Below are 20,661 nucleotides of genomic sequence, written 5' to 3' on the forward strand. Positions count from 1 at the left end.
CATCAAATTAGTTCCCCCATAGAACCTCCTTGAGCCATCTTGCACACTTTTCTCTTTTTGTCAAATTTTATGTTAAGAAAGATGTGACTAATGGATAGATCAAGGGGGGCAGGGGGGATCGAACCTAAAATCCATTTTTAATTTAATTATAACCAGCTACTTAACCTCAGCTAATCCACGGAATTTTCTTTCTGGATTAATACCTCACCAGCGATTAAACGTTGGGCTGCTGACAGTAAAACATCCTCAATCCAGGGCTTGACAAAATAACCTTTTGCTCCTTTAGCAGCGACGAGATGCTGCATTTTTTGCGTCCCGCGCGAGGTAATCATCGCCACTGGTATCCCCTGAAGTTGTTCATCCTCTTGCAGACGAGAGAGCAATTCTAACCCATTCAGGCGAGGCATTTCGATATCGCAGAGAATCAGATCACAAGCTAATCCGGCCTGTAATTTTTCCCATGCTTCTAAACCGTCCTGGGCCTGTTCAATGCGATAACCAGCTTTAACCAAAGAAATCATTAACATTTCCCGCACTATTAACGAATCATCAACAATCAAGACGAGAGGACTCGATTGTGCCAACAAATGAGCGGGATTACTATCAATAATCGTTGTATCGGAGGATGAAAGCTGATTAGGAGTCGCTTTAATACTATTAGCTAGTAATACTTCCCCTGCAATCATTCTTTCAGCTGCCGAGAGTAAATCTCTTTCCGTGTAGGGCTTGGTAAAATAACCACTAGCCCCTAATTTCGCCGCCACCTGACGATGACGTTCAGATCCGCGGGAAGTCAACAAAGCCACGGGAATCGCCGCTAATCGGGGGTCTTTTTGCAAATTAGACAGTAATTCCAGGCCATTCATGCGGGGCATTTCGATATCGCAGAAAACGATATCACAGGGCAAACCACCGCGTAATTTTTCCCAAGCTTCTTGACCATCCCGGGCCTGTTCCACACGATAACCAGCTTTACTAAAGCTTAAAGAGAGCAATTCCCGAACAGTAATCGAATCATCGACAATCAGAACCATAGCCTCGGATTTTTGGCTAGTTTCCACATCTACAGGCGGTACAGATTGGCGCCAAAGACCAGCGTTATCGATACGCAGACGACCCCTGGCGATGTCGATTAACTCTAACACATCGCCGACGGGCATCACCGTACCATCCCCTAAAACCGTCGCCCCAGCAATCCCAGCCGTTTTCGGAATCGGTCCTTCGATCTGTTTGATGACGATTTCCAGTTCACCAATCACTTGATCCACCTGTACCGCGAGGAGATGATTACCACCGCGCAGGATCACGATCGAAAAAGAGTCTTCCTCCGGCTTGCCAGTGTAAAAACTACCGCGATTAAGTTGCCGATTGTAGGAAAGCAAATCGCTCAGGGGTTGGAAAGGTAGTAAAGTGTTTTGCCAGAAAACGCAGCGCCGTCCCTCCCCATCTATTTGGATATCGCTGGCCCGGAAATCCTTCATATCTTCCACTCCGTCCATGGAGAAACCGATGCGAGCATGATTACTAACACAACAGAGGGCCTTACAGATACTCAGGGTTAGGGGTAAACGGAGGGTAAAAGTGCTTCCTTTGCCCAGTACCGAGTCAATAGTAACGGTCCCGCGCACATCGATTAAACTGGTCCGCACCACATCTAAACCCACCCCACGACCGGAAAAATCATCGGCCTGATCTTTGGTACTAAAACCGGGACGAAAAAGAATTTCATAGACTTCTTGGGGACTGAGGTTTTGAGCTTCCCGATCGCTGATCAGGCCTTTTTCGATCGCCTTAAGTTTAACCAGATTAGCATCAATACCGGCCCCATCATCACTAACGGTGATCACGGTTTGATTTCCCTGTAGGAATGCCCGGACAGAGATCTTACCGAGGGCGGGTTTGCCTTTGGCCGTGCGTTCTTGGGGTGATTCAATGCCGTGGGTGATCGCATTGTTGACCAGATGGATCATGGGACTATTGAGATTTTCGAGGATCATCTGATCGATGAGAACATCCCCCCCTTCCACTTTTAATTTGGCTTGTTTTTGCAGTTTCAGGGAAATATCGTGAATTGCCCGGGGTAGATGATCGGCAGTTTGACTAAAGGGAACCATGCGCGATTTGGTCATCCCTTCCTGTAGTTGAGTGGTAGCCTGTCGCAGACTGCGCGTCACCTGATCGGTTTCATCGACGACAAATTGAATATCAGAGGCCGATTCTCGCACTCGCACGATCAATTCGATCATCTCTTGGGATAATAAGTGGAAATCGGTAAAACGGTCGATCTCTAGGGCATCTAGTTCCCCAGTCATAGTCGAATTGCCCTGATTTTTTCCCTTAACTCTACCGTAACCGATGGCACCACCGTAGTTGCGACTAGCCAGTAAAGCCCCTTCTAGGAGGCTTCTTTCATAGAGATCCTGCATCCGACTGCCCACATCGCTGAGATTTTGGACTTGGTTCAGCAAATTATCTAAAAAGAGACGCAGGCGATCCTGATCCTGTTCAAGGCGATTGCGTTTAACCACCAGTTCCCCGATCAGATTGCTGAGGTTGTCCAATTGTTTGATCGGCACCCGCGTCGTCTGTTCAAAAGCTTTACCAACAAGGGGACGCGGGTTATTTAACCCAACCGGTGGACTGACACTGGGGGCCGGAGTCGCTGCCACCACCTGATTGGTTTCTTCGAGGAGTTTTTCTAAATCCTTGAATTCATCCTCTGGGGAGCTTTCTGAGGCAATTTCTGGTGATTCTAACCATTGGACAGGTTCCGCCGCCGCCACCGGGTCCGCTGCTGTGGATTCCCAGAGGATGACCTCTAGGGATTCAAAGATGTCTGGCAGTGGCGATTGCGCCGGTGGAGTGGGTTTTTCCAGAAAAGCTTCTAAGTCTTCGAGGCTGTCGTAAAAATTTGGGTTGCTGATGGTTATAATTGCTTCTGAGTCTGGGATCGCTGCATTTTCTAACAGCAGCGATTCTAGCTCATCCCAATCTTCTGGTTCTGACTTGGGAGCGGTCCCACGGGTAGAATGAAGATCATTAGTGGCGGCTTCTTCCCAATTGATGCTATCGCCAAAAAGTTGCTCTAATTCCTGTTCTAAGGGCAAGAAAGACAGGGTTTGGTCAAGAGAAGCCCCATACCTCGTCGCTGGAGGGGAACTCTGCTCAAATAAAAAGCTGAGTTCGTCTAGGTTCTCGTCACCGTCGGTGTCTTTGTCTTCTAAACTCTCTAACAACTGTTCGAGATCTTCGTTAAAGAAATGATCCGAGTCGGGTTTCATCATGATTTGCTTCCTGCCAAGTCTTCCTTTTTGGTCAACCAATACGCTCTCTTTACTTCAGATTACCGAGAATTTTACCCGATAACTCCATCCACTAGGAATTTTTTTATGGCCAATCAAACTCTTGGACTCGATCGACAATTTTATCCCTATTATCAATCTATCTGTCTGCGAGAAATCCCGATTTTAGCTCAATTACGTCAAGAAACTGCCTCTCAACCCCTGGCAGTCATGCAGATTGCCCCCGAACAAGGTCAGTTTATGGCTTTTTTGGTACAGGCGATCGGGGCGAGAAAAACCCTAGAAATAGGGGTTTTTACCGGTTATAGTGCGCTAGTGGTGGCCTTAGCTTTACCCCCCCAAGGCCAGCTGATCGCCTGTGATCTAAGCGAAGAATACACCAGTATAGCCCGCCGTTATTGGCAGCGGGCCGGTGTCGCCGATAAAATCGATTTAAGAATTGCCCCGGCCCTGGAGACTTTAGATCAATTAATCGCCGGGGGAGAAAGTAATAGTTTTGATTTTGTCTTTATCGATGCCGATAAAAGTAATTATGATCGCTACTACGAACGCGCGTTACAATTGGTCAGAAGCGGCGGAATTATCGCCATCGATAATGTTTTTTGGTCGGGACGGGTAGCGGCAGCCGATAGCACCGATAATCGCACCACAATTATCCGTTCACTTAATGCCAAAATTCAGCAGGATGAACGGGTCAATATCAGTATTATTCCTATTGGGGATGGTTTGACCCTAGCCATGAAAAAGTGAAGAAGTTAAGGAGATTAGAAAGGCTTTTGCTCTTCACAATCAGGGTCTATTTTTGTTGTCTAAATCTAGTCACCAGTCGGAAACTACCCACAGTAACGCTATATCTCTTAAGACCGTTAACGACAGCACTAAGTTATCAGTTCAACGGAGAGGGTGGGATTTGAACCCACGTTAGGTGTGACCCTAAAGCAGATTTCGAGTCTGCCGCATTCAACCACTCTGCCACCTCTCCACAGGGTTTGAGTCTGGATTATCATTTTAACAGATTACTTGTCCTAGGATTGATTTTTTTTGATAGACCTCTGGCATAATTGATTTTTGAGGGTTTAAAAACGTCAAAAATAAGGATTAAGTGGCATAAAATCGGTAAATAGACCATTTAATTGATTATTATTCATTCCCAATTCTCCTGACTACCGACTACTGACGACCGACCCCTCACCAACCACGACAATTTTTGATTTTTAGCAAGAGGTCTGATGAATCAAGCTCCTTTTCTTCCAGTTAACCATCCCCAGCCTAACTTTCTTGACCGGTTAGGGAGTCTCTGGAAATTTTCCCGTCCCCATACGATTATCGGCACTTCTTTGAGTGTTTTAAGTCTGTATTTAATTGCTTTGGGCAATATTAGCGATTTTTTTAGCCATTGGTCGGTTTTATTGCTCACTTGGGTCGCTTGTCTCGCGGGTAATATCTATATCGTCGGTTTAAATCAGTTGGAAGACATCGACATCGATAAAATCAATAAACCCCAGCTTCCCCTCGCCAAGGGCGAATTTTCTCGGTTAACAGGACAGTTGATCGTGGGGTTTACTGGTATTTTAGCAATTATACTGGCTTTTATCGGTGGTTTTTGGCTGTTAATCACTGTGGGGATTAGTTTACTCATCGGTACTGCCTATTCCTTGCCACCAGTGCGTTTAAAACGCTTTCCCCTCTGGGCAGCCCTCTGTATTTTTACCGTCCGGGGTGTCATCGTCAATTTAGGTCTTTTTCTGCACTACAACACAGTTATTAATCAAAATCAGTCTATCTATCCCTCGATCTGGGTTTTAACAGCTTTTGTTCTCGTTTTCACTGTTGCGATCGCTATTTTCAAGGATGTTCCTGACCTAGAAGGCGATCGCATTTACCAAATTACCACTTTTACCCTGCTGCTCGGCCCTCAAAAAATCTTAACAATTTCCCTATTGACAATTTCTCTATGTTATGCTGGGATGATTGCCGTCGGTCTCTTGGGGATAAACGGAATTAATTCTTCTCTGGCTATTGTCGCCCATCTGCTCCTACTTCTTCTTCTTTGGTGGCGTAGTCGCGGAGTAAATTTAGAAGATAAAAGCGAAATCAGCCGATTCTACCAATTTATTTGGAAATTATTCTTCCTGGAATACCTGATATTTCCCCTAGCTTGTTTAATATGAAAATATCTCCTTTTTTAGCGGCGATTCCCTTACTTTGGCTAGGTGGTACAAGCGCACCTAGTCAGGAAACCATCGATCCGCAATTATTAACCGGCAACCTTCATTTAACCCTGAAAAATGGCGTTTGGAAACTGTGGCAAGATAAACCCGTTTATCAATAAGCTAAGAGGATGTTTGGAAAGTCCCCCCCGATGGCTGAAAGCATGATTCTGTCCTTAGGGATCGATGCCTGAAAGCCTCATTCTCTCCTTCCCTCTGACCCTTTTCAAACATCCTCTAAGTTTTCCAACAATTTCTATTTTTTCATAATTAGGGGTCTCCATAGCCCCCTAGCGGGCGACGAGAAAACCCTCACCAGCTAAGTCTTTTTACTCAAGTCTCTAGAGGGGGAGGGCTTATGTGACAGTTGAGGGTGCGGAATGTGGGTTTCAATCTAGTCCCGATGGTTCGGGAGTAATTATCTTAAAAACCGATAAAATCAGGGTTAAAGGAGATAATCAAGCCTTCGGCTTCGCTCTAGTTCGCTCTTTTGCCGTCGATTACGGCCTGTCCTCTGGTTCCCCCGGATTATTCGTCTTGATGGATAAATTATTAGGTAAAGTCGATGAACCAGAATTTATTAATAAAACTTGGGTGATGAATACCCAGGGAAATGTCACTCTCGGAAAAAATAGTTTTACTATCACTCAAAATGGCGCAACTATGCAGGGAACTTTTATCACTCCCGTGACTTTAAAAGTCGAGAAAACTAATACAGGTAAGCGCATTTTAGCCACGGGTAGCGAGGAGTTTTTTCTACTGATGACCGTGCAGAAAAGTCGTCCCCCAGCAGTTAAAATTATCGGGAAAGGATTAGATGCGATTGTGCAAATTGGCTCCTAGTAAATCTCAATTATCGACGGTGTAGTTAGATTAAAATAGATGAATTTTCAATAGCCATAAAAATTGGCAAGTGACCCAAGAAAAGTTAACAGTTGCCAAGGATAATTGTCAAGATGATGACTATTTGAGCAATTATTGATGATATAATCAGGATGGTTGATCAAAATAGCCGCTAAATTCCGAACTATCTAGAATTACAGCTTTAATTTCCGCCTAACTAAACTATGACTAAATATTATCAAATCACCGTTAACAATCGTCAGACGGGCGAAAAAATTACCACCACCGTTCCCGATGATAACTATATACTGCACAGTCTGGAAAAACAGGGTCATCAATTACCCTTTTCCTGTCGCAATGGAGCTTGTACCAGCTGTGCGGTCAGGGTATTATCGGGAGATATCCACCAACCAGAAGCGATCGGACTATCGCCGGAATTAAAAGCCAGAGGTTATGCTTTACTTTGTGTTAGTTATGCCCGCAGCGATATGGAAGTGGCCACCCAAGACGAAGATGAAGTGTATGAACTGCAATTCGGTCGCTTTTTTGCCCGTGGGAAAGTGCGTTTTGGTTTACCCTTAGATGAAGAATAGATTCAGGATTAATCGTGCTAGATACCAGCAGCCAATTAGAAAAATACCTAGACATTGCCACCGAAGCCGCCCTAGCGGCGGGAACAATTATCCTCGATAATTGGGGCAAAATCGAGACAATAGAAGAAAAAGGGCGATCGGGCGATTTAGTGACGGAAATAGATCGTCGAGCAGAAAGAGAAATTCTCAAAATTATTGGCCGTCACTTTCCCAAACACGGGATTTTAGCGGAAGAATCGGGAAAACGGCCAGGGACGGACAGCGAGTATCTCTGGGCGATCGATCCTCTCGATGGAACCACCAACTATGCCCACGGTTATCCCGTAGCCGTCGTCTCCATCGGACTACTGATCGCAGGGAAAGCAGCAGTGGGAGTCATCTATAACCCCTTTAGAAAGGAACTATTTCGGGCAGCCCAGGGTTTTGGGTCCACTCTGAACCGTCGTCCTATCCATGTCTCCCGGACCGGTGAACTAGAAAAAAGTTTACTGGTGACGGGTTTTGCCTACGATCGCTGTCAAACCCCCGATAATAATTATGCCGAATTCTGTTATCTCACCCATCTGACCCAAGGGGTACGCCGCAGCGGTTCCGCTGCCAAAGACTTAACCGATGTGGCCTGTGGGCGCTTAGATGGTTATTGGGAACGAGGAATTAATCCCTGGGATCTGGCCGCAGGAGTTATTCTGATCGAAGAAGCTGGGGGTAAAATTACCGCCTACGATGAGAGTCCTTTTTTGATAGAAACGGGGCGAATCGTGGCTACTAACGGACAGATTCACACCCCCTTAAGCCAAGCTCTGCAAAAAGCGGCCTCTTGGAGCTTTCAGTTTTAATTCTTTTAATATTTATTGCGATTATCATTTCGATTAAAGTTAGGATACTCTCTATGATTTTTCCAATTTCCCAGGGATTATTTCAATATGATTTAATCGATCACTTCGCTATTTTAGGAGTCTCGATCGATGCCGAACAGGAGGAGATTCGCGAGCGTTACTTAAAAATCGCCTATAAACTCCATCCTGATACCTGTCGCACTTACACCACCGATGAAAAGAAACGGGCTAATCAGTTACTTTCAAAATTAGTTAACCCCGCCTACGAACATCTGAGCCACGATCTATCTCGCGAAGAATTTCGCCTTGTTTTAGCACAAATGGGCAAGGCAATGGGGAGAGATTTGAGTAAAATCACCATCAGTAGTGAACCAGCTAGAAAACTAGCCCAATCTAGCGCTAACTACGAATTAGCCTATCAAAAAATCCTGCAATCTTTGGCGATCGATCAATATACCGCCCTGGAAAATACCTATCAGAAAATCGCCCAACTCAGTGAACTCAATCTCGTTTATCTGATCTTAACCGAAGGTCGGGGCAACAGGAAAACCACCCCGAAAGTCTTTATCTCCCAGGGCAATACTAACCAGTCCGAGTTAGTGGTCGCGGCTGTCACCACGTCAGCTCGGACTAAAAGCAAAGAATCGCCCCTAGAAGGCTATATTCGCCGCGCCCAAGCCTCTCTTGACGAAAATAACCCCGCCCAAGCTTTGCGAGAATTGCGCGATGCCCTGCGGCAAGAACCGGATAATGGCATCTGTCACGCCCTGATCGGTTTAGCCTACCTGCGACAAAATCAACTGTCCATGGCCCGGGTTCATATCAACCGGGCCTGGAAAACCAGCCCCCAAGATGCGACGGTGATTAGGTGCAAACGGGAACTAGATAAAGTAGTTAATTCTAAGATTGAAATGCCAGACCAGAAAGAACAAAAAGAGGAAGGAGAGCGCAAGGGCGGTTTTTGGTCTCGATTTGGTGGTAAAAAGAATAAATAGGACTACCAGTGCCACCGATTTTGATTAGCAAACTCCCATGATTCATCAACCCCCGGCGGGGACAAGGGATTTATTACCCCTAGAAGTTACCCAAAAAGGCTGGATTAATGATCGCCTTCAGTCTGTCTTTCAGCGTTGGGGCTATCAAAGGATCGTCACCTCCACCATTGAATGGCTCGATACCCTCACCGCAGGCGGTACGATCGATCCCAGCACCGTGATCCAACTCCACGGGGATAGTCAAGGACTATCGGGATTACGCCCTGAATTAACCGCTTCCATTGCCCGTAGTGCCGTCACCCGCATGAGTGGGGAGTCCTATCCCCAACGTCTCTGTTATCGGGCTAACGTTTTTCGTCGCCCTAGCGCCAGTTATCACGGTCGTCAAGTGGAATTCTATCAAGCAGGGGTAGAATTGCTCTTTTCTGGCGGTTTACTAGCTGATGCCGAGATTTTACTGCTCCTGGCTGACTGTTTCGATAGTTTGGCCGTCCCTAACTGGCAGATTATTTTAGGAGAAGCGGGTTTGACTCGTTCGCTACTTTCTCCCTTTCCAGATCCCTTACGCGAACAGGTGAAACGCTGTTTAGCCCTCCTCGACTACGTTAGCCTCGAAAATCTTCCCTATCCCAACGAAACCCTCCGGCAGCAAGCCCGACAATTATTTCACCTGCGCGGTAATCCTGAGGATGTCCTCGCACAAGTGGCCGTATTAGCCCAGGAAGAATCAGCCCAAAAAGCCGTTAATAACCTTAAATCCCTAGTAGAGCTGCTTAATGCCGATCGCGCTAGTCCTTTCCCCCTAATTCTCGATTTAAGTCTGATTCAAACCTTTGATTACTACACCGGCATCGTTTTTAAAGCGGTTAGTGATCACCAGCAAAATCTCAGTATTTTAGGCCAGGGCGGACGCTATGATCAATTATTGGGCGTTTTTCATCCCCAGGGCCAATCGGCTCCGGGTATCGGTTTTTCCCTAAATATCGAAGAACTGCACGAAAGTCTATTATCAGGGCAGACTTTACCCAGTCAAGCTCCACCCCTCGACTGGTTGCTTATCCCTTTGGGTAATAACGCCCAGATAGCGACTTTTAGTAAGGCTCGCTCCCTTCGCACCAGTGATCCGAATCTGAGGGTGGCGATCGATTTAGGTGGTCGCAGCGAGGCACAAATTCGCACCTATGCCCGCGATCGAATGATTAAAAATCTCGCCTGGGTGCAAGAAGATGGTTCCGTGAGGGAAGAATCTCTCTAAAAGGGGGCAAAAGCGGCGAAAATACTGCCTTCTGCCCGCTGCTATAGGACTCTATCTAGGGTTTGCGGCAAAAAGTACGGGCGAAGCATTCGGGCAATAACCTATCGGTGAAACCGTAGATTTTTTATCCGAATGCTTCGCCCCTACAGGACAAAGATGTAGATGTAGGTTGCTCTAATGGGAAGTTTTGTGACGACAAGTGGCATTGATGATATTTATGGGGAATAATAGATTTAGATGAGTGCCTAACTTTCCAATTGGTAGCGACTTGCCATGAACCCAACAACCGCCAATTATGATGAACCCTGGAAAGAAGCATTAACCGAGTATTTTGAAGCGTTTTTATACTTCTTTTTTCCTGAAGTTCACCAACTAATTGATTGGACAAAAATTCCCGAATCCCTAGAAAAAGAACTCAAACGGATTACCGCTTCAGCAAAGACAAAAAAACGTTTCGCTGACAAACTCTATTCAGTTATCAGTTACCAGTTATCAGTTATCAGTGACTAAGAACGAGATAATCCCCCCAAAAGATCGCTGGCTTCTGTCACCTTATTTTGTCCCAACAATGCAGCAAGTTGTACGAGTTGCCTATTGCGAGTGTTAGGAAAGTATGCAGCCAAAGCATAAGCCTCGGCGAATTCCCCTTCTCCCAGAAGAGCGACAATCGGTTGCAGCCAAGTTTCACGAGGTGTTTCACTGCGAGTTTCCATTTTCTATACCCTTTCTGACAACGTAGAAAATCTCGTCCTCACTGGTACTGGTAAGCTAAACGGCGCTTAACCTGCATGATCCAATAGCGATAACCCTTTTGGAGTCTATATCGGTGATCCGAAGTAAAAGCCGTTTAGCTTAATCTTAATGGCACGGGTAATGCCTTGTCAATTTGGTGCGGCAATTAATGCCCCTCTCGCTTTTACCCGGGCAACAGATAGCACCACGACCAATATTAACAGCATTGTTACTAACGTTTTTACCGATGCTAATGGGGCAACAGCCGGAAATCAAGCTCTCGGAATTAACAGTGCTGTTTTAGTGCGGGATAATAGTTCTTCTACTTACCTAATTATCAACGACGGTACGGGGGGTTTCCAAAGTGCTAATGATTTGGTGATTAATCTCACCGGGTTAACGGGTAGTTTACCGGCGCTAGGTACTATTGCGGTCAATAGTTTCTTTGTCTAAATTAATGGGGGGATTAATTCTCCCCTTTTAATGCCCCCGTTCAAGTAATTTTGATACAAAAAAAGTTAAGAGGCTCTTCTCGACTTTGTGTTATAAGTAGCTGGTTATAATTAAATTAAAAATGGATTTTGCCTCTGATCCCCCCTTAGTCCCCCCTTAGTCCCCCCGTGATAAGGGGGGTGCTGATCCCCCCTTAGTCCCCCCTTGATAAGGGGGGTGCCGATCCCCCCTTAGTCCCCCCTTGATAAGGGGGCATCTGATAATTTTTAACGCCTACCTACTTAATTTTTGCTTATGAAACCGTGAAATACCTATCAAGCAAGACTTTTAGGGCTATTTTGACGTTCGGCGATGACTTCGGCGTGAGCTCAGTCGAACGCTCAGTCGAGCCGCAGAAGAAACTAGAAAATATCAGTATAGACCTCGTTTCCACACATAAACCAGAAGCTCCCAAATACTGATGGGCAGTCAGGAGTTTAAACTTGTGGAGAGACTGTAAGACTCCTTGGGATTCGTCTCAAAAAGCAGGTTTCTGTGAAGCAAGAATCTCCCATCACACAGCTTTGCATTGTGATGGCGAGAGTGTCACAATTGTGTTCAATTACTCGTCATCCCAGTCATGCCTTCCAGCGGTCAAGTGAAATCGATTTTTTTTCTGATCCTCTTTCTCCTCAGTATTCTAGGGGGTATTCTACTGGCTTCGCTACTTCAACAACCAGCGATCGCCCAATCTCCCTCCTCGGATACATTGCTAAATCGTTATCAAATTGGAGAGCAAACCTATCTAGAAAATTGTGCCACCTGCCATATTGCCATTCCTCCCAGCATCCTACCGAGTCAAACTTGGAAAAAAATCCTAGAAAATCCTAATTCTCACTATGGTATCCGTTTAAAACCAATTGTCGGCATTACTCAGCGTCTTATCTGGGATTATCTCAGTTATTCTTCCCGCCCTCTTACCGAGACTACTTTTGTTCCCCTCTTAATTGAACAGTCCAGCTATCTAAAGGTTTTGCATCCTAGGGTCAATTTACCCACTCCTCTCGGTCACACCACCTGTGTCACCTGTCATCCCAACGCTTCCCGCTACGATTATCAAACCCTTACCCCCATCTGGGATGATGCAGCCTAATCAGGAGTCAGTTTTCAGTTTTCAGATGTGAGTTTTTAGTTCACTGATTACTGTTTACTGATCACTGAGAGGAGGTGCAGTTAGGGTGATTTCGCCGATTTGGCCAGCTTTACCCATTAATTGGGCAGGGTTTTCGTTAAGAGAGATTTTAACAGCGCCAGCATTGCCCGATCGAATATTTAAACTCTTTTGGGCTGTCCAAGTTTGTTTAGTCCCGGGTTGGAGATTGCCTTCATGGACTTTTTTGCCATCGGCAATTACCCTTACCCAAGCGGCCTGTTCAATAGTTACCCGGGCCGAGAGGGGAACTTTTGGCTGAGGAGAAAGGGAAGGAGAGGCTACCAGCGCAGGAGAGACTACCGGTGCGAGGGAACCCACGGGGGAAGGAGAGGGAGTAACGGCAGGGGGGTTAGAGAGAGGGGGACGGAGGAAAAGATAGCCAATACCACAAAATATACCCGCCAGCAAGCCTAGCCAGAGATATATCCCGAAAAAGGTCGATTTAGCTGGTTGGGGGCTAGTTTCTGGGGCTGGTTTTTCTGGTTTCACTCGTTCCGCTTTTGGGGCAGCCGGTTCAGCCTTGGGGATGGGGGTAGCTTTTGTGGGCAGTTTTTTGGGGATAGTTACCTCTTGAGCTAATTGTTCCGCACTAGGAGACAAGCGATCGGCTAAAGCTTTACCATCAATTTTTAGGGCATCACCGTAGCGTTTGATAAATCCCTTGACATAAATTAATTCTGGTAATTTCTCCCAATTCCCCGTTTCCAACGCTTCTAGCATTGGCAATCTAATCATCGTCAGGGCGGCGATATCTTCTATGCTCAGGCAGCTTTCTTCTCGTTTTTGACGTAAATAAGTCCCGATTTCCTTGATTTGTTCGGCTTGTAGGGGACTGAGTTGACTCATAATTCCAGTCATAATCTATACCAACTTAGATGATAATCTCGATTTTGTTATTTTGGGATAATCTGTTCTCTAGAAGCTCCTTTTACTTTGTCGTCATTACCAGCGAAAAAGTGCCAAAAACTGGCAAAAATCGGCAATATTTGCCAAAGTTAAGTTTTTTATTCTAGGGTGACTGCACTGACCAGCCAATACATACATTTGTTCTTAATGCTTGTTTTTCTCGAACTCTCATCTGATCGCTAATTATGACCTTTATTCCCCATCCCGACACCACCCCCCTTCACCTTAGCTGTGCCGTAGTCACGGTGAGCGATACTCGTACCCCAGAGACGGATAGGAGTGGCCAAATAATTCAAGAGTTACTAACTCGATCGGGTCATGATATCGGCCTATACTTAATTATCCCTGATGAACCCTTACAAATTCAAGCAATCTTACCAGAGATTAGCAATCAAAATCAGATAAAAGTCTTAATTCTCAATGGGGGTACGGGTATTGCTCCCAGAGACACCACCTATGATGCTTTAGTACCTTTATTAAGGATTACTTTGCCCGGTTTTGGCGAATTATTTCGTTATCTCAGCTATCAAGAAATTGGCTCCCGTGCCATGGCATCGAGGGCAATAGCTGGGGTTTATCAAAACTTATTAGTCTTTTCTCTTCCTGGTTCCACTAATGCCGTTAAATTAGCCCTAGAAAAACTGATTCTTCCCGAAATCTTGCATCTGGTTAAACAGATAAATGGGTAATTTATTGGGATTTTATCTTGTCTGAAATTTCTTGAAAAGATACATCCCAAAAATAGCTGGCCAGATTCACTGCGCTTAACAGTTTAGGAATTCCTTCACTTAGACTAGCAAAACCTTGATTATTAATCTGGAGAAGATCGATAGTAATCGCAAAAGTTAAAAGTGCTAAAGCGATGATTAAAATTTGGTAAGAAGTTTGTTTTATTCGCCGCCAAAATACTAAACCATAAATCAGAATTGCCAGGCCGTAAACAGAGATAGTCAAGAATTTGGGAATATTAAAATAGAGAAGAATGATATGAATTCTGAAGATTTCATTGATGGCAATTAGTCCCGTTATTATGCCAGAAAAAAGTAAAAAATTGTAAGAATTATTGAAACTTGTCTTGCGGGACAATAAATCATAACTAAAAAGGCAAACAATCGGAGGTAAACAACAAAGAAACTGAAAAGAATGGGTTAATAAACCGGCGATCGGAGTTGGGGGAGTAGCGGGAGGATAAAACAAAAGACTAGAGGGTAATTCTGCCCGATCAACCCCAGCAATCAAAGCTAAAATCAAGAGGAGAACGACAAGATTTATTTTTAGAAAATGCTGTTCTCGTGAGGACATAAGTATAGTAGTTTATAATTGTGGCTATTAACCACGGTATAATTCACAGAGTGCCGCTTTCTACAGGCTCGATCTACATACCGAAGCGCCAAGCATTTCCCTGATTGTGTTAAGGACAATTTTCTCGGTTTTCTATGCTCGATCAAAAAGAACTTTTGCGTTTATTACAATTGGCTAGTCCCATTTTACCCGTGGGGGCCTATAGTTATTCCGAAGGGCTAGAAACCCTCGTCGAAAAGGGGATTATCTCCAATAGTGCCAGCTTAAATGATTGGTTAGAGCGATCGCTTTGTCAAGGCTCGATTCGCTTAGAAACGGCTGTTTTGATAAGGGTATATCGTTGTTTTTGTCAAGAGGATTTTACAAAACTTAATTATTGGGATAATTGGTTATCGGCAACGCGGGAAACGGCCGAATTAAGACAGCAAAGCTGGCAAATGGGGCGATCGCTGTTAAACCTATTGCGGGAGTTAGCACCGGCCAGAGATAATCTACCAGAACAGGCTAATTATGCCACCGCTTTTGCGATCGGGGCAAGTCATTGGCAAATTGGGGAAGAATTGGCGGTTTTAGGCTATTTACACAGTTGGGCAAGTAATTTAATCAATGCAGGATTGCGTTTAATTCCCCTTGGACAAACCCCAGGACAAGCACTTCTGATCGGTTTACAGCCCAGTTTATTAACAGCAACAGCAGATATTATCAGTTTAGCCGATGAAAACCTAAGCAGTTGGAGTTGGGGGCTAAGTTTTGCCAGTATGAACCACGAAACCCAGTATAGTCGTCTATTTCGCAGTTAGAAATTTAGAGAGAAGAGCAGGAGAATGACGGAAAAAAGCAGATAAGGTATAGTATGATTGAAAAAAAATCTTAAGTCCTAGTTCTCCCTTTCTGAGTAACTAAGGGTTTTAAGGAAAGATGCGAACACTCTACCTAGCCACAGTGTACCAATGTTTAGTCAATCAGAAAAAATTCCCGTTTCGGTGTTGATTCCCGCCAAAAACGAGGAATCTAACCTTCCCGCCTGTTTAGAGAGTGTTGCTAGGGCTGATGAAGTGTTTGTCGTCGATTCCCAAAGTAGCGATCGCTCGATCGAACTATCTACCAACTATGGGGCTAATGTAGTCCAATTTTATTTTAATGGTCGTTGGCCGAAAAAGAAAAACTGGTCCCTCGATAATCTGCCTTTTCGCAACGAATGGGTATTAATCGTCGATTGTGATGAGAGAATCACCCCCGAACTATGGGACGAAATCGCCACCGTGATTCAAGATCCCAACTATAACGGTTATTATCTCAATCGTCGTGTCTTCTTCCTCGGACAATGGATCCGTTATGGTGGCAAGTATCCCGACTGGAATCTGCGCTTATTTAAACATAAGTCGGGTAGATACGAGAATTTAAACACGGAAGATATCCCCAACACGGGAGATAACGAAGTTCACGAACACGTTATCCTCGATGGCAAGGTGGGCTATCTCAAAAATGATATGCTGCACATCGATTTCCGCGATATCTATCATTGGTTAGAAAGACATAATCGTTATTCCAACTGGGAGGCCCGGGTTTATTACAATATTCTCACGGGTAATGACGAAAGTGGTACGATCGGAGCGCACCTGTTCGGTGATGCAGTGCAGAGAAAACGTTTTTTAAAGAAAATTTGGGTAAAACTGCCCTTTAAACCGCTACTGCGCTTTATTCTCTTTTATTTTATCCGTCTCGGTTTCTTGGATGGCAAAGCTGGTTACATCTACGGTCGTCTTTTGAGTCAGTACGAATACCAAATAGGGGTTAAATTGTACGAATTACGGAGATTTGGCGGTAAATTAAACGTTAATACCCATACTAATCCTCCGATTAAACCCTCGGAACCTCAACCCGCAGAAATGATTAAATAGGTTTTATGTCCCCAGAAATCCGCACCGATGAGGAAGCGTGGCTAGATCTGCGTACCTACGATCAATCTTGGTTCGATCGCGGTCGTTCTAATCCAATTATCCTACTTTGGTGGTTAGTACAGGGGATTCTTTTCCCCCTCAGTTTGCACCAGATGGACAGCTTTCGCTGCGCTGTTTTGCGGCTATTTGGGGCTAAAATCGGCCTTGGGGTGAAAATTCGCCCGACGGCAAGGGTTACTTATCCTTGGAAAGTGGCGATCGGCGATTATACTTGGATCGGCGATGATGTGGTGATTTATAGCTTAGATAACGTTACCATCGGCAGTCATTGTGTGATTTCTCAAAAATGCTATCTTTGCACTGGCAGTCACGATCCCGGCGATCGCTCTTTTGGCTTAAAAACCACTCCCATCCTCATCGGTAATGGTACATGGATCGCGGCCGATTGTTTTTTGGCTCCGGGGGTAAAAATTGGCTCTAATGTTGTTATTGGGGCAAGAAGCAGCGTATTTGCTGATATTCCCGCTCAAAAGGTCGCTTGGGGCAGCCCCTGTCGTCCTCAATACGATAGAAAGATGAATTCTTATAGCAGTTAAGCTAAGAGGCATTTTAACCGTCTATCCTGAGATTAGCTAAATCTTCCCCAATCCCTTTACTTTAGAAAGGTCTGACTGGAATGATATATCCGAACTTCCCCGTTGACAAAAGGCCATAACCTGTGCTGTAGGAGGGATTAAAAGAATTTCCGCCGCCCCTTTACTGGGTACAAATTAGGGAAACCCCTAATAAATCTAACGCATGATTGTTGCAGTTCAGTCGGTCGAGTTATAGTCATTTCAATTAAGATTGAGAATATCAATCCCAGAGTTCATAAGGGTTTTGTCGGTCTAGAGTGTATCAGACTTATCTGAAATGACTATATCTTAGAAAAACGATAACTTCCTTATCTAATCGTACATTCTACTGTATGCAAGCAAATTGTCCCCAGTTCTTCCAACAAAGTCCGAAAACTATGCACAGGGAGGTTGTCTTGATTCGGTTTTTTTCTCTCTTTAGATTGAGCGGATTCACTGCGACTAGCTTTAATCACATTCAGAGAACTATCATCAATTTCTTTATCCTCAAATAACCAAGGAGCCAAGCACTGTTTTAAATGCCATTCCACATAATAAGCCAACATACACAAAAAGATATGAGCCTTGATTCTATCACCCTGATAATGATAGATAGGACGTACCCTTAAATCAATTGACTTATAACAGCGAAATGCCTCCTCCACTTGAGATAAACTTTTATAGGCTTTAACCCTTGTCGCTGCATCCATCAACATTTACTACCAAATCATTACCAGCAGGTGCAGAGCAGAAGAAGTTAAGAACATTCCCCGCAATAATGGCCAGCAGGGGCTGGAGAAATAAGGCGGGGAATGCCTGCTTAAGCTAGAGCGCCTGGAACAGCACGTTGGTGTCGGAGAGGGTGGGGGTGAGAGTTCCGGTCAACGTGACAATCGCCAACGGACTAAAGGTTGATCCCGCAGAGCCATCGGCATCGTAGGAGAGTACCCCGCCGCTGTAGGTGAGGTAACCGCCAGCAATTGCACCTGTGTAGGTTGTGGTTCCCAAAGCCCCGTTACCCAAGGCTGTGAAGGCGCTGGCACCGGTTATATCGAACACGATGGTGTCGTTGAAACCGGTGATCACATCCTGCTGGTCGTAGATGCTCAGAAACCGGAAGGTGTCGCCGCCGCCACCGGTGAGGGAATCGTTGCCGAACCCGCCGACGATGGTGTCATTACCATTACCACCATTGATGGTATCATTGCCAGATCCGCCGTAGATCAGATCAAAGCCGCCGAGTCCGATGATGTTGTCGTTGCCGGTGCCGCCCCTGATAATGTCGGCGCCGGTGCCGCCGTTGATAGTGTCATTGCCGTCGCCGCCATTGATGGTGTCGTTGCCGTCGAGGCCGCTAAGGTTGTCGTTGCCGGTTGATCCGGTGATGGAATCCGCGCCAATTGTACCTGAGCCAATCACACTATCGCCTCCAGACGGACCATCATTCGGGTCAGGACCGCCGCCCACGGTCATAGCGATGTTGGCCGAATTGGCAACACCCTGGTTGCCAAGGGTATCGAAATAGTCGTTGGACACTGCCACTGTTCCCGTTGGCGACTGGAAGTCAGTAGCGGTGAAGGTGGCGGTGTAGGTATCGCCGTTAACGCTAGTGAAGTTGCTCAGCACCCCCTTGGTCAGGGTCACGTCGCTGGCGGTGAAACCGCTTACGGCTTCGCTGAACTGGAAGGTAACTGTAGTACTAAAGTTTTGGCCAGTGAGCGGTGAGCTGCCAAAGCTGATGCCCACGGTCGGATTGAGCGTATCAATCGTCACCGTATCCGAGCCGGCTCCACCATTATTACCGGCCACGTCACTGTAGCTATCGGCTGCCACGGACACCGAGCCAATGGTTTCCACAGCATCGTCGGCCGTGAAGATGGCCGTATAGCTGTTGCCATCCACCTGGGTGAAGTCACTCAGGGTTCCACCGCTGACGTTCACATCACTGTTGTCAAAACCGGTGACATCTTCGCTGAATTCAAAGGTGACTAGAGAACTGTTGTCTGCGTCGTTCAACGAAGCATCAACAATATCGACTGCGAGGGTAGGATTGAGCGTATCAATCGTCACCGTATCCGAGCCGGCTCCACCGGTGTTACCTGCCACGTCGCTGTAGCTGGCCGCTGCTACGGACACCGAGCCGGTGGTTTCCACCGCGTCGTCGGCCGTGAAGATGGCCGTATAGCTGTTGCCATCCACTTGGGTGAAGTCGCTCAGGGTTCCACCGCTGACGTTCACATCACCGGCTGTGAAGCCATTCACAGTTTCGCTGAATTCAAAGCTGACTAGAGAATTGTTGTCTGCGTCGTTCAACGAAGCATCAACAATATCGACTGTCACTGTGGGTGGGGTATTGTCGTAGGGAACGAAAACAAATTGCCCATCTACCGCCTTGATACCACCAGTGCCATTGACGGATGTGGCCCGGATACCAAGGACTACAACACCCTGAGCCAATAACGATTCAATCTCTACCCCTTGGTCCTTGCTGTAGCTGTAAGTATAGATATTACCGGCAGTCAGAAGATTGCTGCCATTATGCTCCGTTCCCGTTAACCCCGTATCGGAAATCTTGTCGTACCCATCCCAGACGATACCAGTCCCATTCATATTGAGACTGTTATCCTTCGATAACAATCTGATAGTCCCATCCGCGTTGCTATCGCCATTCGACCACCAGAATGCGTTGAGGTCCATTGACCCCTTCTTCATATCAACAGTCCATTGATTTGTGACTGTGTTGTAAGAAGCGGTGAACCAGAGAGCCTGGGTGGTGTCGCCGTATTCCCAGGTGTAAGTGCCTTCCTGCAATGTCATAATAAAGATTCCCAATCAACAATTCTATACATACGGCAGATTCAGGCTCAGTCTGGTACATCTTCTAAGTGGAAAGGCTTATCCAATCAGGAGTTATCGGTACAAAACGGACAGAAGAATCACCGTATCTAAATGATAACAGATTATGTAGCGTATGTAACCATTTAGGGGGGGGGCAAGCAGCCAGTGGCATTGATTCTGTGGAAGGACTCTCCTGGGGTAGCAGAAAGGGAGAATTACTACTCCTCCCAAAGGCGCGAAGGGTTCCTCGGTCATAAATTGCAAAACATTGCGGTTCTGAGAACGCAGGCTCGTCACTACCATCAGCATCTCCGCCCTGAAAGGGTGACAACGAGGTTAAAGTCTAGGCTGGGTGTAGGCTGTGGGGAGTTTTTTGCTGTGAACAGTAAACAGTGAACAGTAAACAGTAATCAGTGAAAAGACAGTAGGAAACTTCTATTTAATACTGCACACTTAAAACTCAAATCTGATAACTGATAACTGATAAGTAGGTAGGCGTTAAAAGTTGTCAGATCCCCCCTCCTATCGGCACCCCCCTTATCAAGGGGGCTATCCATTAGTCGGATCTTTCTTAACAAAAAGAGAAGAAACTTAAAAAAAGGGGAAACGATTGATAGGTATAGTTTTGAAAGAAGGAATCAAGGTGGAGGTAAGCAAAAAAATGGAGAAATGGGCAGCCCAAGAATTAC

General features: G+C 45.7%; 19 protein-coding genes, 1 tRNA gene and 2 pseudogenes. 15 read left to right on the forward strand and 7 right to left on the reverse strand.

Annotated elements, in window-relative coordinates:
* Nucleotides 1-170 precede the first annotated feature (170 nt).
* Nucleotides 171-3,284: a hybrid sensor histidine kinase/response regulator gene (locus ACOCD9_RS15475; RefSeq protein ID WP_287702449.1), complete on the reverse strand. Its 3,114-nt coding sequence runs from the start codon at nucleotides 3,282-3,284 to the stop codon at nucleotides 171-173.
* 105 nt (nucleotides 3,285-3,389) lie between these two features.
* On the opposite strand from ACOCD9_RS15475, the gene ACOCD9_RS15480 reads away from it, so the two are divergent.
* On the forward strand, nucleotides 3,390-4,052 hold the full coding sequence (locus tag ACOCD9_RS15480; RefSeq protein ID WP_419547903.1) for a class I SAM-dependent methyltransferase: 663 nt from the start codon (nucleotides 3,390-3,392) through the stop codon (nucleotides 4,050-4,052).
* Nucleotides 4,053-4,197: 145 nt separating this feature from the next.
* Here the strand turns inward: ACOCD9_RS15480 and ACOCD9_RS15485 are convergent.
* A tRNA-Ser gene (locus ACOCD9_RS15485) sits at nucleotides 4,198-4,284 on the reverse strand.
* Nucleotides 4,285-4,531: 247 nt separating this feature from the next.
* Between ACOCD9_RS15485 and ACOCD9_RS15490 the strand changes: the two genes are divergently transcribed.
* From ACOCD9_RS15490 to ACOCD9_RS15525, 8 genes are all read left to right on the forward strand, one after another.
* Nucleotides 4,532-5,473 (forward strand): homogentisate phytyltransferase, encoded by a 942-nt coding sequence (locus ACOCD9_RS15490; protein ID WP_419547904.1) that lies wholly within the window; start codon nucleotides 4,532-4,534, stop codon nucleotides 5,471-5,473.
* Nucleotides 5,470-5,634: a hypothetical protein gene (locus ACOCD9_RS15495; protein ID WP_419547905.1), complete on the forward strand. Its 165-nt coding sequence runs from the start codon at nucleotides 5,470-5,472 to the stop codon at nucleotides 5,632-5,634. The genes ACOCD9_RS15490 and ACOCD9_RS15495 overlap by 4 nt, the downstream gene beginning before the upstream one ends.
* A gap of 238 nt (nucleotides 5,635-5,872) precedes the next feature.
* On the forward strand, nucleotides 5,873-6,355 hold the full coding sequence (locus tag ACOCD9_RS15500; protein ID WP_419547906.1) for a hypothetical protein: 483 nt from the start codon (nucleotides 5,873-5,875) through the stop codon (nucleotides 6,353-6,355).
* A 224-nt stretch (nucleotides 6,356-6,579) separates the two neighbouring features.
* Nucleotides 6,580-6,948 (forward strand): 2Fe-2S iron-sulfur cluster-binding protein, encoded by a 369-nt coding sequence (locus ACOCD9_RS15505; RefSeq protein ID WP_287702441.1) that lies wholly within the window; start codon nucleotides 6,580-6,582, stop codon nucleotides 6,946-6,948.
* 14 nt (nucleotides 6,949-6,962) lie between these two features.
* A complete protein-coding gene (locus ACOCD9_RS15510) occupies nucleotides 6,963-7,784 on the forward strand; it encodes an inositol monophosphatase family protein (protein WP_287702439.1) in 822 nt (273 codons plus the stop codon).
* 53 nt (nucleotides 7,785-7,837) lie between these two features.
* Nucleotides 7,838-8,779 carry a DnaJ domain-containing protein gene (locus ACOCD9_RS15515; protein WP_419547907.1) on the forward strand — a complete coding sequence of 314 codons (942 nt, stop codon included), beginning with the start codon at nucleotides 7,838-7,840 and terminating at the stop codon, nucleotides 8,777-8,779.
* A gap of 37 nt (nucleotides 8,780-8,816) precedes the next feature.
* Entirely contained in the window at nucleotides 8,817-10,034 is a 1,218-nt protein-coding gene (locus ACOCD9_RS15520) for an ATP phosphoribosyltransferase regulatory subunit (RefSeq protein WP_287702435.1), read from the forward strand.
* A gap of 273 nt (nucleotides 10,035-10,307) precedes the next feature.
* Entirely contained in the window at nucleotides 10,308-10,544 is a 237-nt protein-coding gene (locus ACOCD9_RS15525) for a hypothetical protein (protein ID WP_125730625.1), read from the forward strand.
* On the opposite strand, the gene ACOCD9_RS15530 is transcribed toward ACOCD9_RS15525, so the two are convergent.
* Nucleotides 10,541-10,747, reverse strand: coding sequence for a hypothetical protein (locus ACOCD9_RS15530; RefSeq protein ID WP_419547908.1), 207 nt, complete (start codon nucleotides 10,745-10,747; stop codon nucleotides 10,541-10,543). The genes ACOCD9_RS15525 and ACOCD9_RS15530 overlap by 4 nt on opposite strands.
* Before the next feature lie 169 nt (nucleotides 10,748-10,916).
* On the opposite strand from ACOCD9_RS15530, the pseudogene ACOCD9_RS15535 reads away from it, so the two are divergent.
* Both ACOCD9_RS15535 and ACOCD9_RS15540 read left to right on the forward strand, forming a co-directional pair.
* Nucleotides 10,917-11,219: pseudogene (locus tag ACOCD9_RS15535) on the forward strand (bluetail domain-containing putative surface protein); the annotation flags it as partial.
* Between the two features lie 619 nt (nucleotides 11,220-11,838).
* A complete protein-coding gene (locus ACOCD9_RS15540) occupies nucleotides 11,839-12,351 on the forward strand; it encodes a dihem cytochrome c family protein (protein WP_419547909.1) in 513 nt (170 codons plus the stop codon).
* 54 nt (nucleotides 12,352-12,405) lie between these two features.
* Here ACOCD9_RS15540 and ACOCD9_RS15545 read toward each other — a convergent pair whose 3' ends face one another.
* Nucleotides 12,406-13,269 (reverse strand): RodZ domain-containing protein, encoded by an 864-nt coding sequence (locus tag ACOCD9_RS15545; RefSeq protein ID WP_419547910.1) that lies wholly within the window; start codon nucleotides 13,267-13,269, stop codon nucleotides 12,406-12,408.
* A 233-nt stretch (nucleotides 13,270-13,502) separates the two neighbouring features.
* On the opposite strand from ACOCD9_RS15545, the gene ACOCD9_RS15550 reads away from it, so the two are divergent.
* Nucleotides 13,503-14,006 (forward strand): MogA/MoaB family molybdenum cofactor biosynthesis protein, encoded by a 504-nt coding sequence (locus ACOCD9_RS15550; RefSeq protein WP_419547911.1) that lies wholly within the window; start codon nucleotides 13,503-13,505, stop codon nucleotides 14,004-14,006.
* A 1-nt stretch (nucleotide 14,007) separates the two neighbouring features.
* Here ACOCD9_RS15550 and ACOCD9_RS15555 read toward each other — a convergent pair whose 3' ends face one another.
* Nucleotides 14,008-14,619 (reverse strand): hypothetical protein, encoded by a 612-nt coding sequence (locus ACOCD9_RS15555; RefSeq protein WP_419547912.1) that lies wholly within the window; start codon nucleotides 14,617-14,619, stop codon nucleotides 14,008-14,010.
* A gap of 134 nt (nucleotides 14,620-14,753) precedes the next feature.
* Between ACOCD9_RS15555 and ACOCD9_RS15560 the strand changes: the two genes are divergently transcribed.
* The 3 genes from ACOCD9_RS15560 to hpsU all read left to right on the forward strand — a co-directional run bounded on the left by ACOCD9_RS15560 (nucleotide 14,754) and on the right by hpsU (nucleotide 17,116).
* A complete protein-coding gene (locus tag ACOCD9_RS15560; RefSeq protein WP_419547913.1) occupies nucleotides 14,754-15,419 on the forward strand; it encodes an urease accessory protein UreF in 666 nt (221 codons plus the stop codon).
* 150 nt (nucleotides 15,420-15,569) lie between these two features.
* A complete protein-coding gene (locus ACOCD9_RS15565) occupies nucleotides 15,570-16,520 on the forward strand; it encodes a glycosyltransferase family 2 protein (RefSeq protein ID WP_287702424.1) in 951 nt (316 codons plus the stop codon).
* A 5-nt stretch (nucleotides 16,521-16,525) separates the two neighbouring features.
* Nucleotides 16,526-17,116, forward strand: a complete 591-nt coding sequence (gene hpsU / locus ACOCD9_RS15570) for a hormogonium polysaccharide biosynthesis acetyltransferase HpsU (RefSeq protein WP_016514431.1) — start codon at nucleotides 16,526-16,528, stop codon at nucleotides 17,114-17,116.
* 350 nt (nucleotides 17,117-17,466) lie between these two features.
* On the opposite strand, the pseudogene ACOCD9_RS15575 reads toward hpsU, so the two are convergent.
* Nucleotides 17,467-17,847, reverse strand: a pseudogene (locus ACOCD9_RS15575) (tail length tape measure protein); the annotation flags it as partial.
* A 112-nt stretch (nucleotides 17,848-17,959) separates the two neighbouring features.
* A complete protein-coding gene (locus ACOCD9_RS15580) occupies nucleotides 17,960-19,951 on the reverse strand; it encodes an Ig-like domain-containing protein (RefSeq protein WP_419547914.1) in 1,992 nt (663 codons plus the stop codon).
* Nucleotides 19,952-20,661: the final 710 nt, after the last annotated feature.

The organism is Microcystis sp. (assembly GCF_048564745.1).
Classification (GTDB): Bacteria; Cyanobacteriota; Cyanobacteriia; order Cyanobacteriales; family Microcystaceae; genus Microcystis; species Microcystis ichthyoblabe_A.

Bases quoted from the DNA above. Each gene is read 5' to 3' on its own strand.
- ACOCD9_RS15475 (WP_287702449.1), bottom strand. From the start codon at position 3,284: ATGATGAAACCCGACTCGGATCATTTCTTTAACGAAGATCTCGAACAG.
- ACOCD9_RS15480 (WP_419547903.1), top strand. From the start codon at position 3,390: ATGGCCAATCAAACTCTTGGACTCGATCGACAATTTTATCCCTATTAT.
- ACOCD9_RS15490 (WP_419547904.1), top strand. From the start codon at position 4,532: ATGAATCAAGCTCCTTTTCTTCCAGTTAACCATCCCCAGCCTAACTTT.
- ACOCD9_RS15495 (WP_419547905.1), top strand. From the start codon at position 5,470: ATGAAAATATCTCCTTTTTTAGCGGCGATTCCCTTACTTTGGCTAGGT.
- ACOCD9_RS15505 (WP_287702441.1), top strand. From the start codon at position 6,580: ATGACTAAATATTATCAAATCACCGTTAACAATCGTCAGACGGGCGAA.
- ACOCD9_RS15515 (WP_419547907.1), top strand. From the start codon at position 7,838: ATGATTTTTCCAATTTCCCAGGGATTATTTCAATATGATTTAATCGAT.
- ACOCD9_RS15520 (WP_287702435.1), top strand. From the start codon at position 8,817: ATGATTCATCAACCCCCGGCGGGGACAAGGGATTTATTACCCCTAGAA.
- ACOCD9_RS15525 (WP_125730625.1), top strand. From the start codon at position 10,308: ATGAACCCAACAACCGCCAATTATGATGAACCCTGGAAAGAAGCATTA.
- ACOCD9_RS15530 (WP_419547908.1), bottom strand. From the start codon at position 10,747: ATGGAAACTCGCAGTGAAACACCTCGTGAAACTTGGCTGCAACCGATT.
- ACOCD9_RS15540 (WP_419547909.1), top strand. From the start codon at position 11,839: ATGCCTTCCAGCGGTCAAGTGAAATCGATTTTTTTTCTGATCCTCTTT.
- ACOCD9_RS15545 (WP_419547910.1), bottom strand. From the start codon at position 13,269: ATGACTGGAATTATGAGTCAACTCAGTCCCCTACAAGCCGAACAAATC.
- ACOCD9_RS15550 (WP_419547911.1), top strand. From the start codon at position 13,503: ATGACCTTTATTCCCCATCCCGACACCACCCCCCTTCACCTTAGCTGT.
- ACOCD9_RS15555 (WP_419547912.1), bottom strand. From the start codon at position 14,619: ATGTCCTCACGAGAACAGCATTTTCTAAAAATAAATCTTGTCGTTCTC.
- ACOCD9_RS15560 (WP_419547913.1), top strand. From the start codon at position 14,754: ATGCTCGATCAAAAAGAACTTTTGCGTTTATTACAATTGGCTAGTCCC.
- ACOCD9_RS15565 (WP_287702424.1), top strand. From the start codon at position 15,570: ATGTTTAGTCAATCAGAAAAAATTCCCGTTTCGGTGTTGATTCCCGCC.
- hpsU (WP_016514431.1), top strand. From the start codon at position 16,526: ATGTCCCCAGAAATCCGCACCGATGAGGAAGCGTGGCTAGATCTGCGT.
- ACOCD9_RS15580 (WP_419547914.1), bottom strand. From the start codon at position 19,951: ATGACATTGCAGGAAGGCACTTACACCTGGGAATACGGCGACACCACC.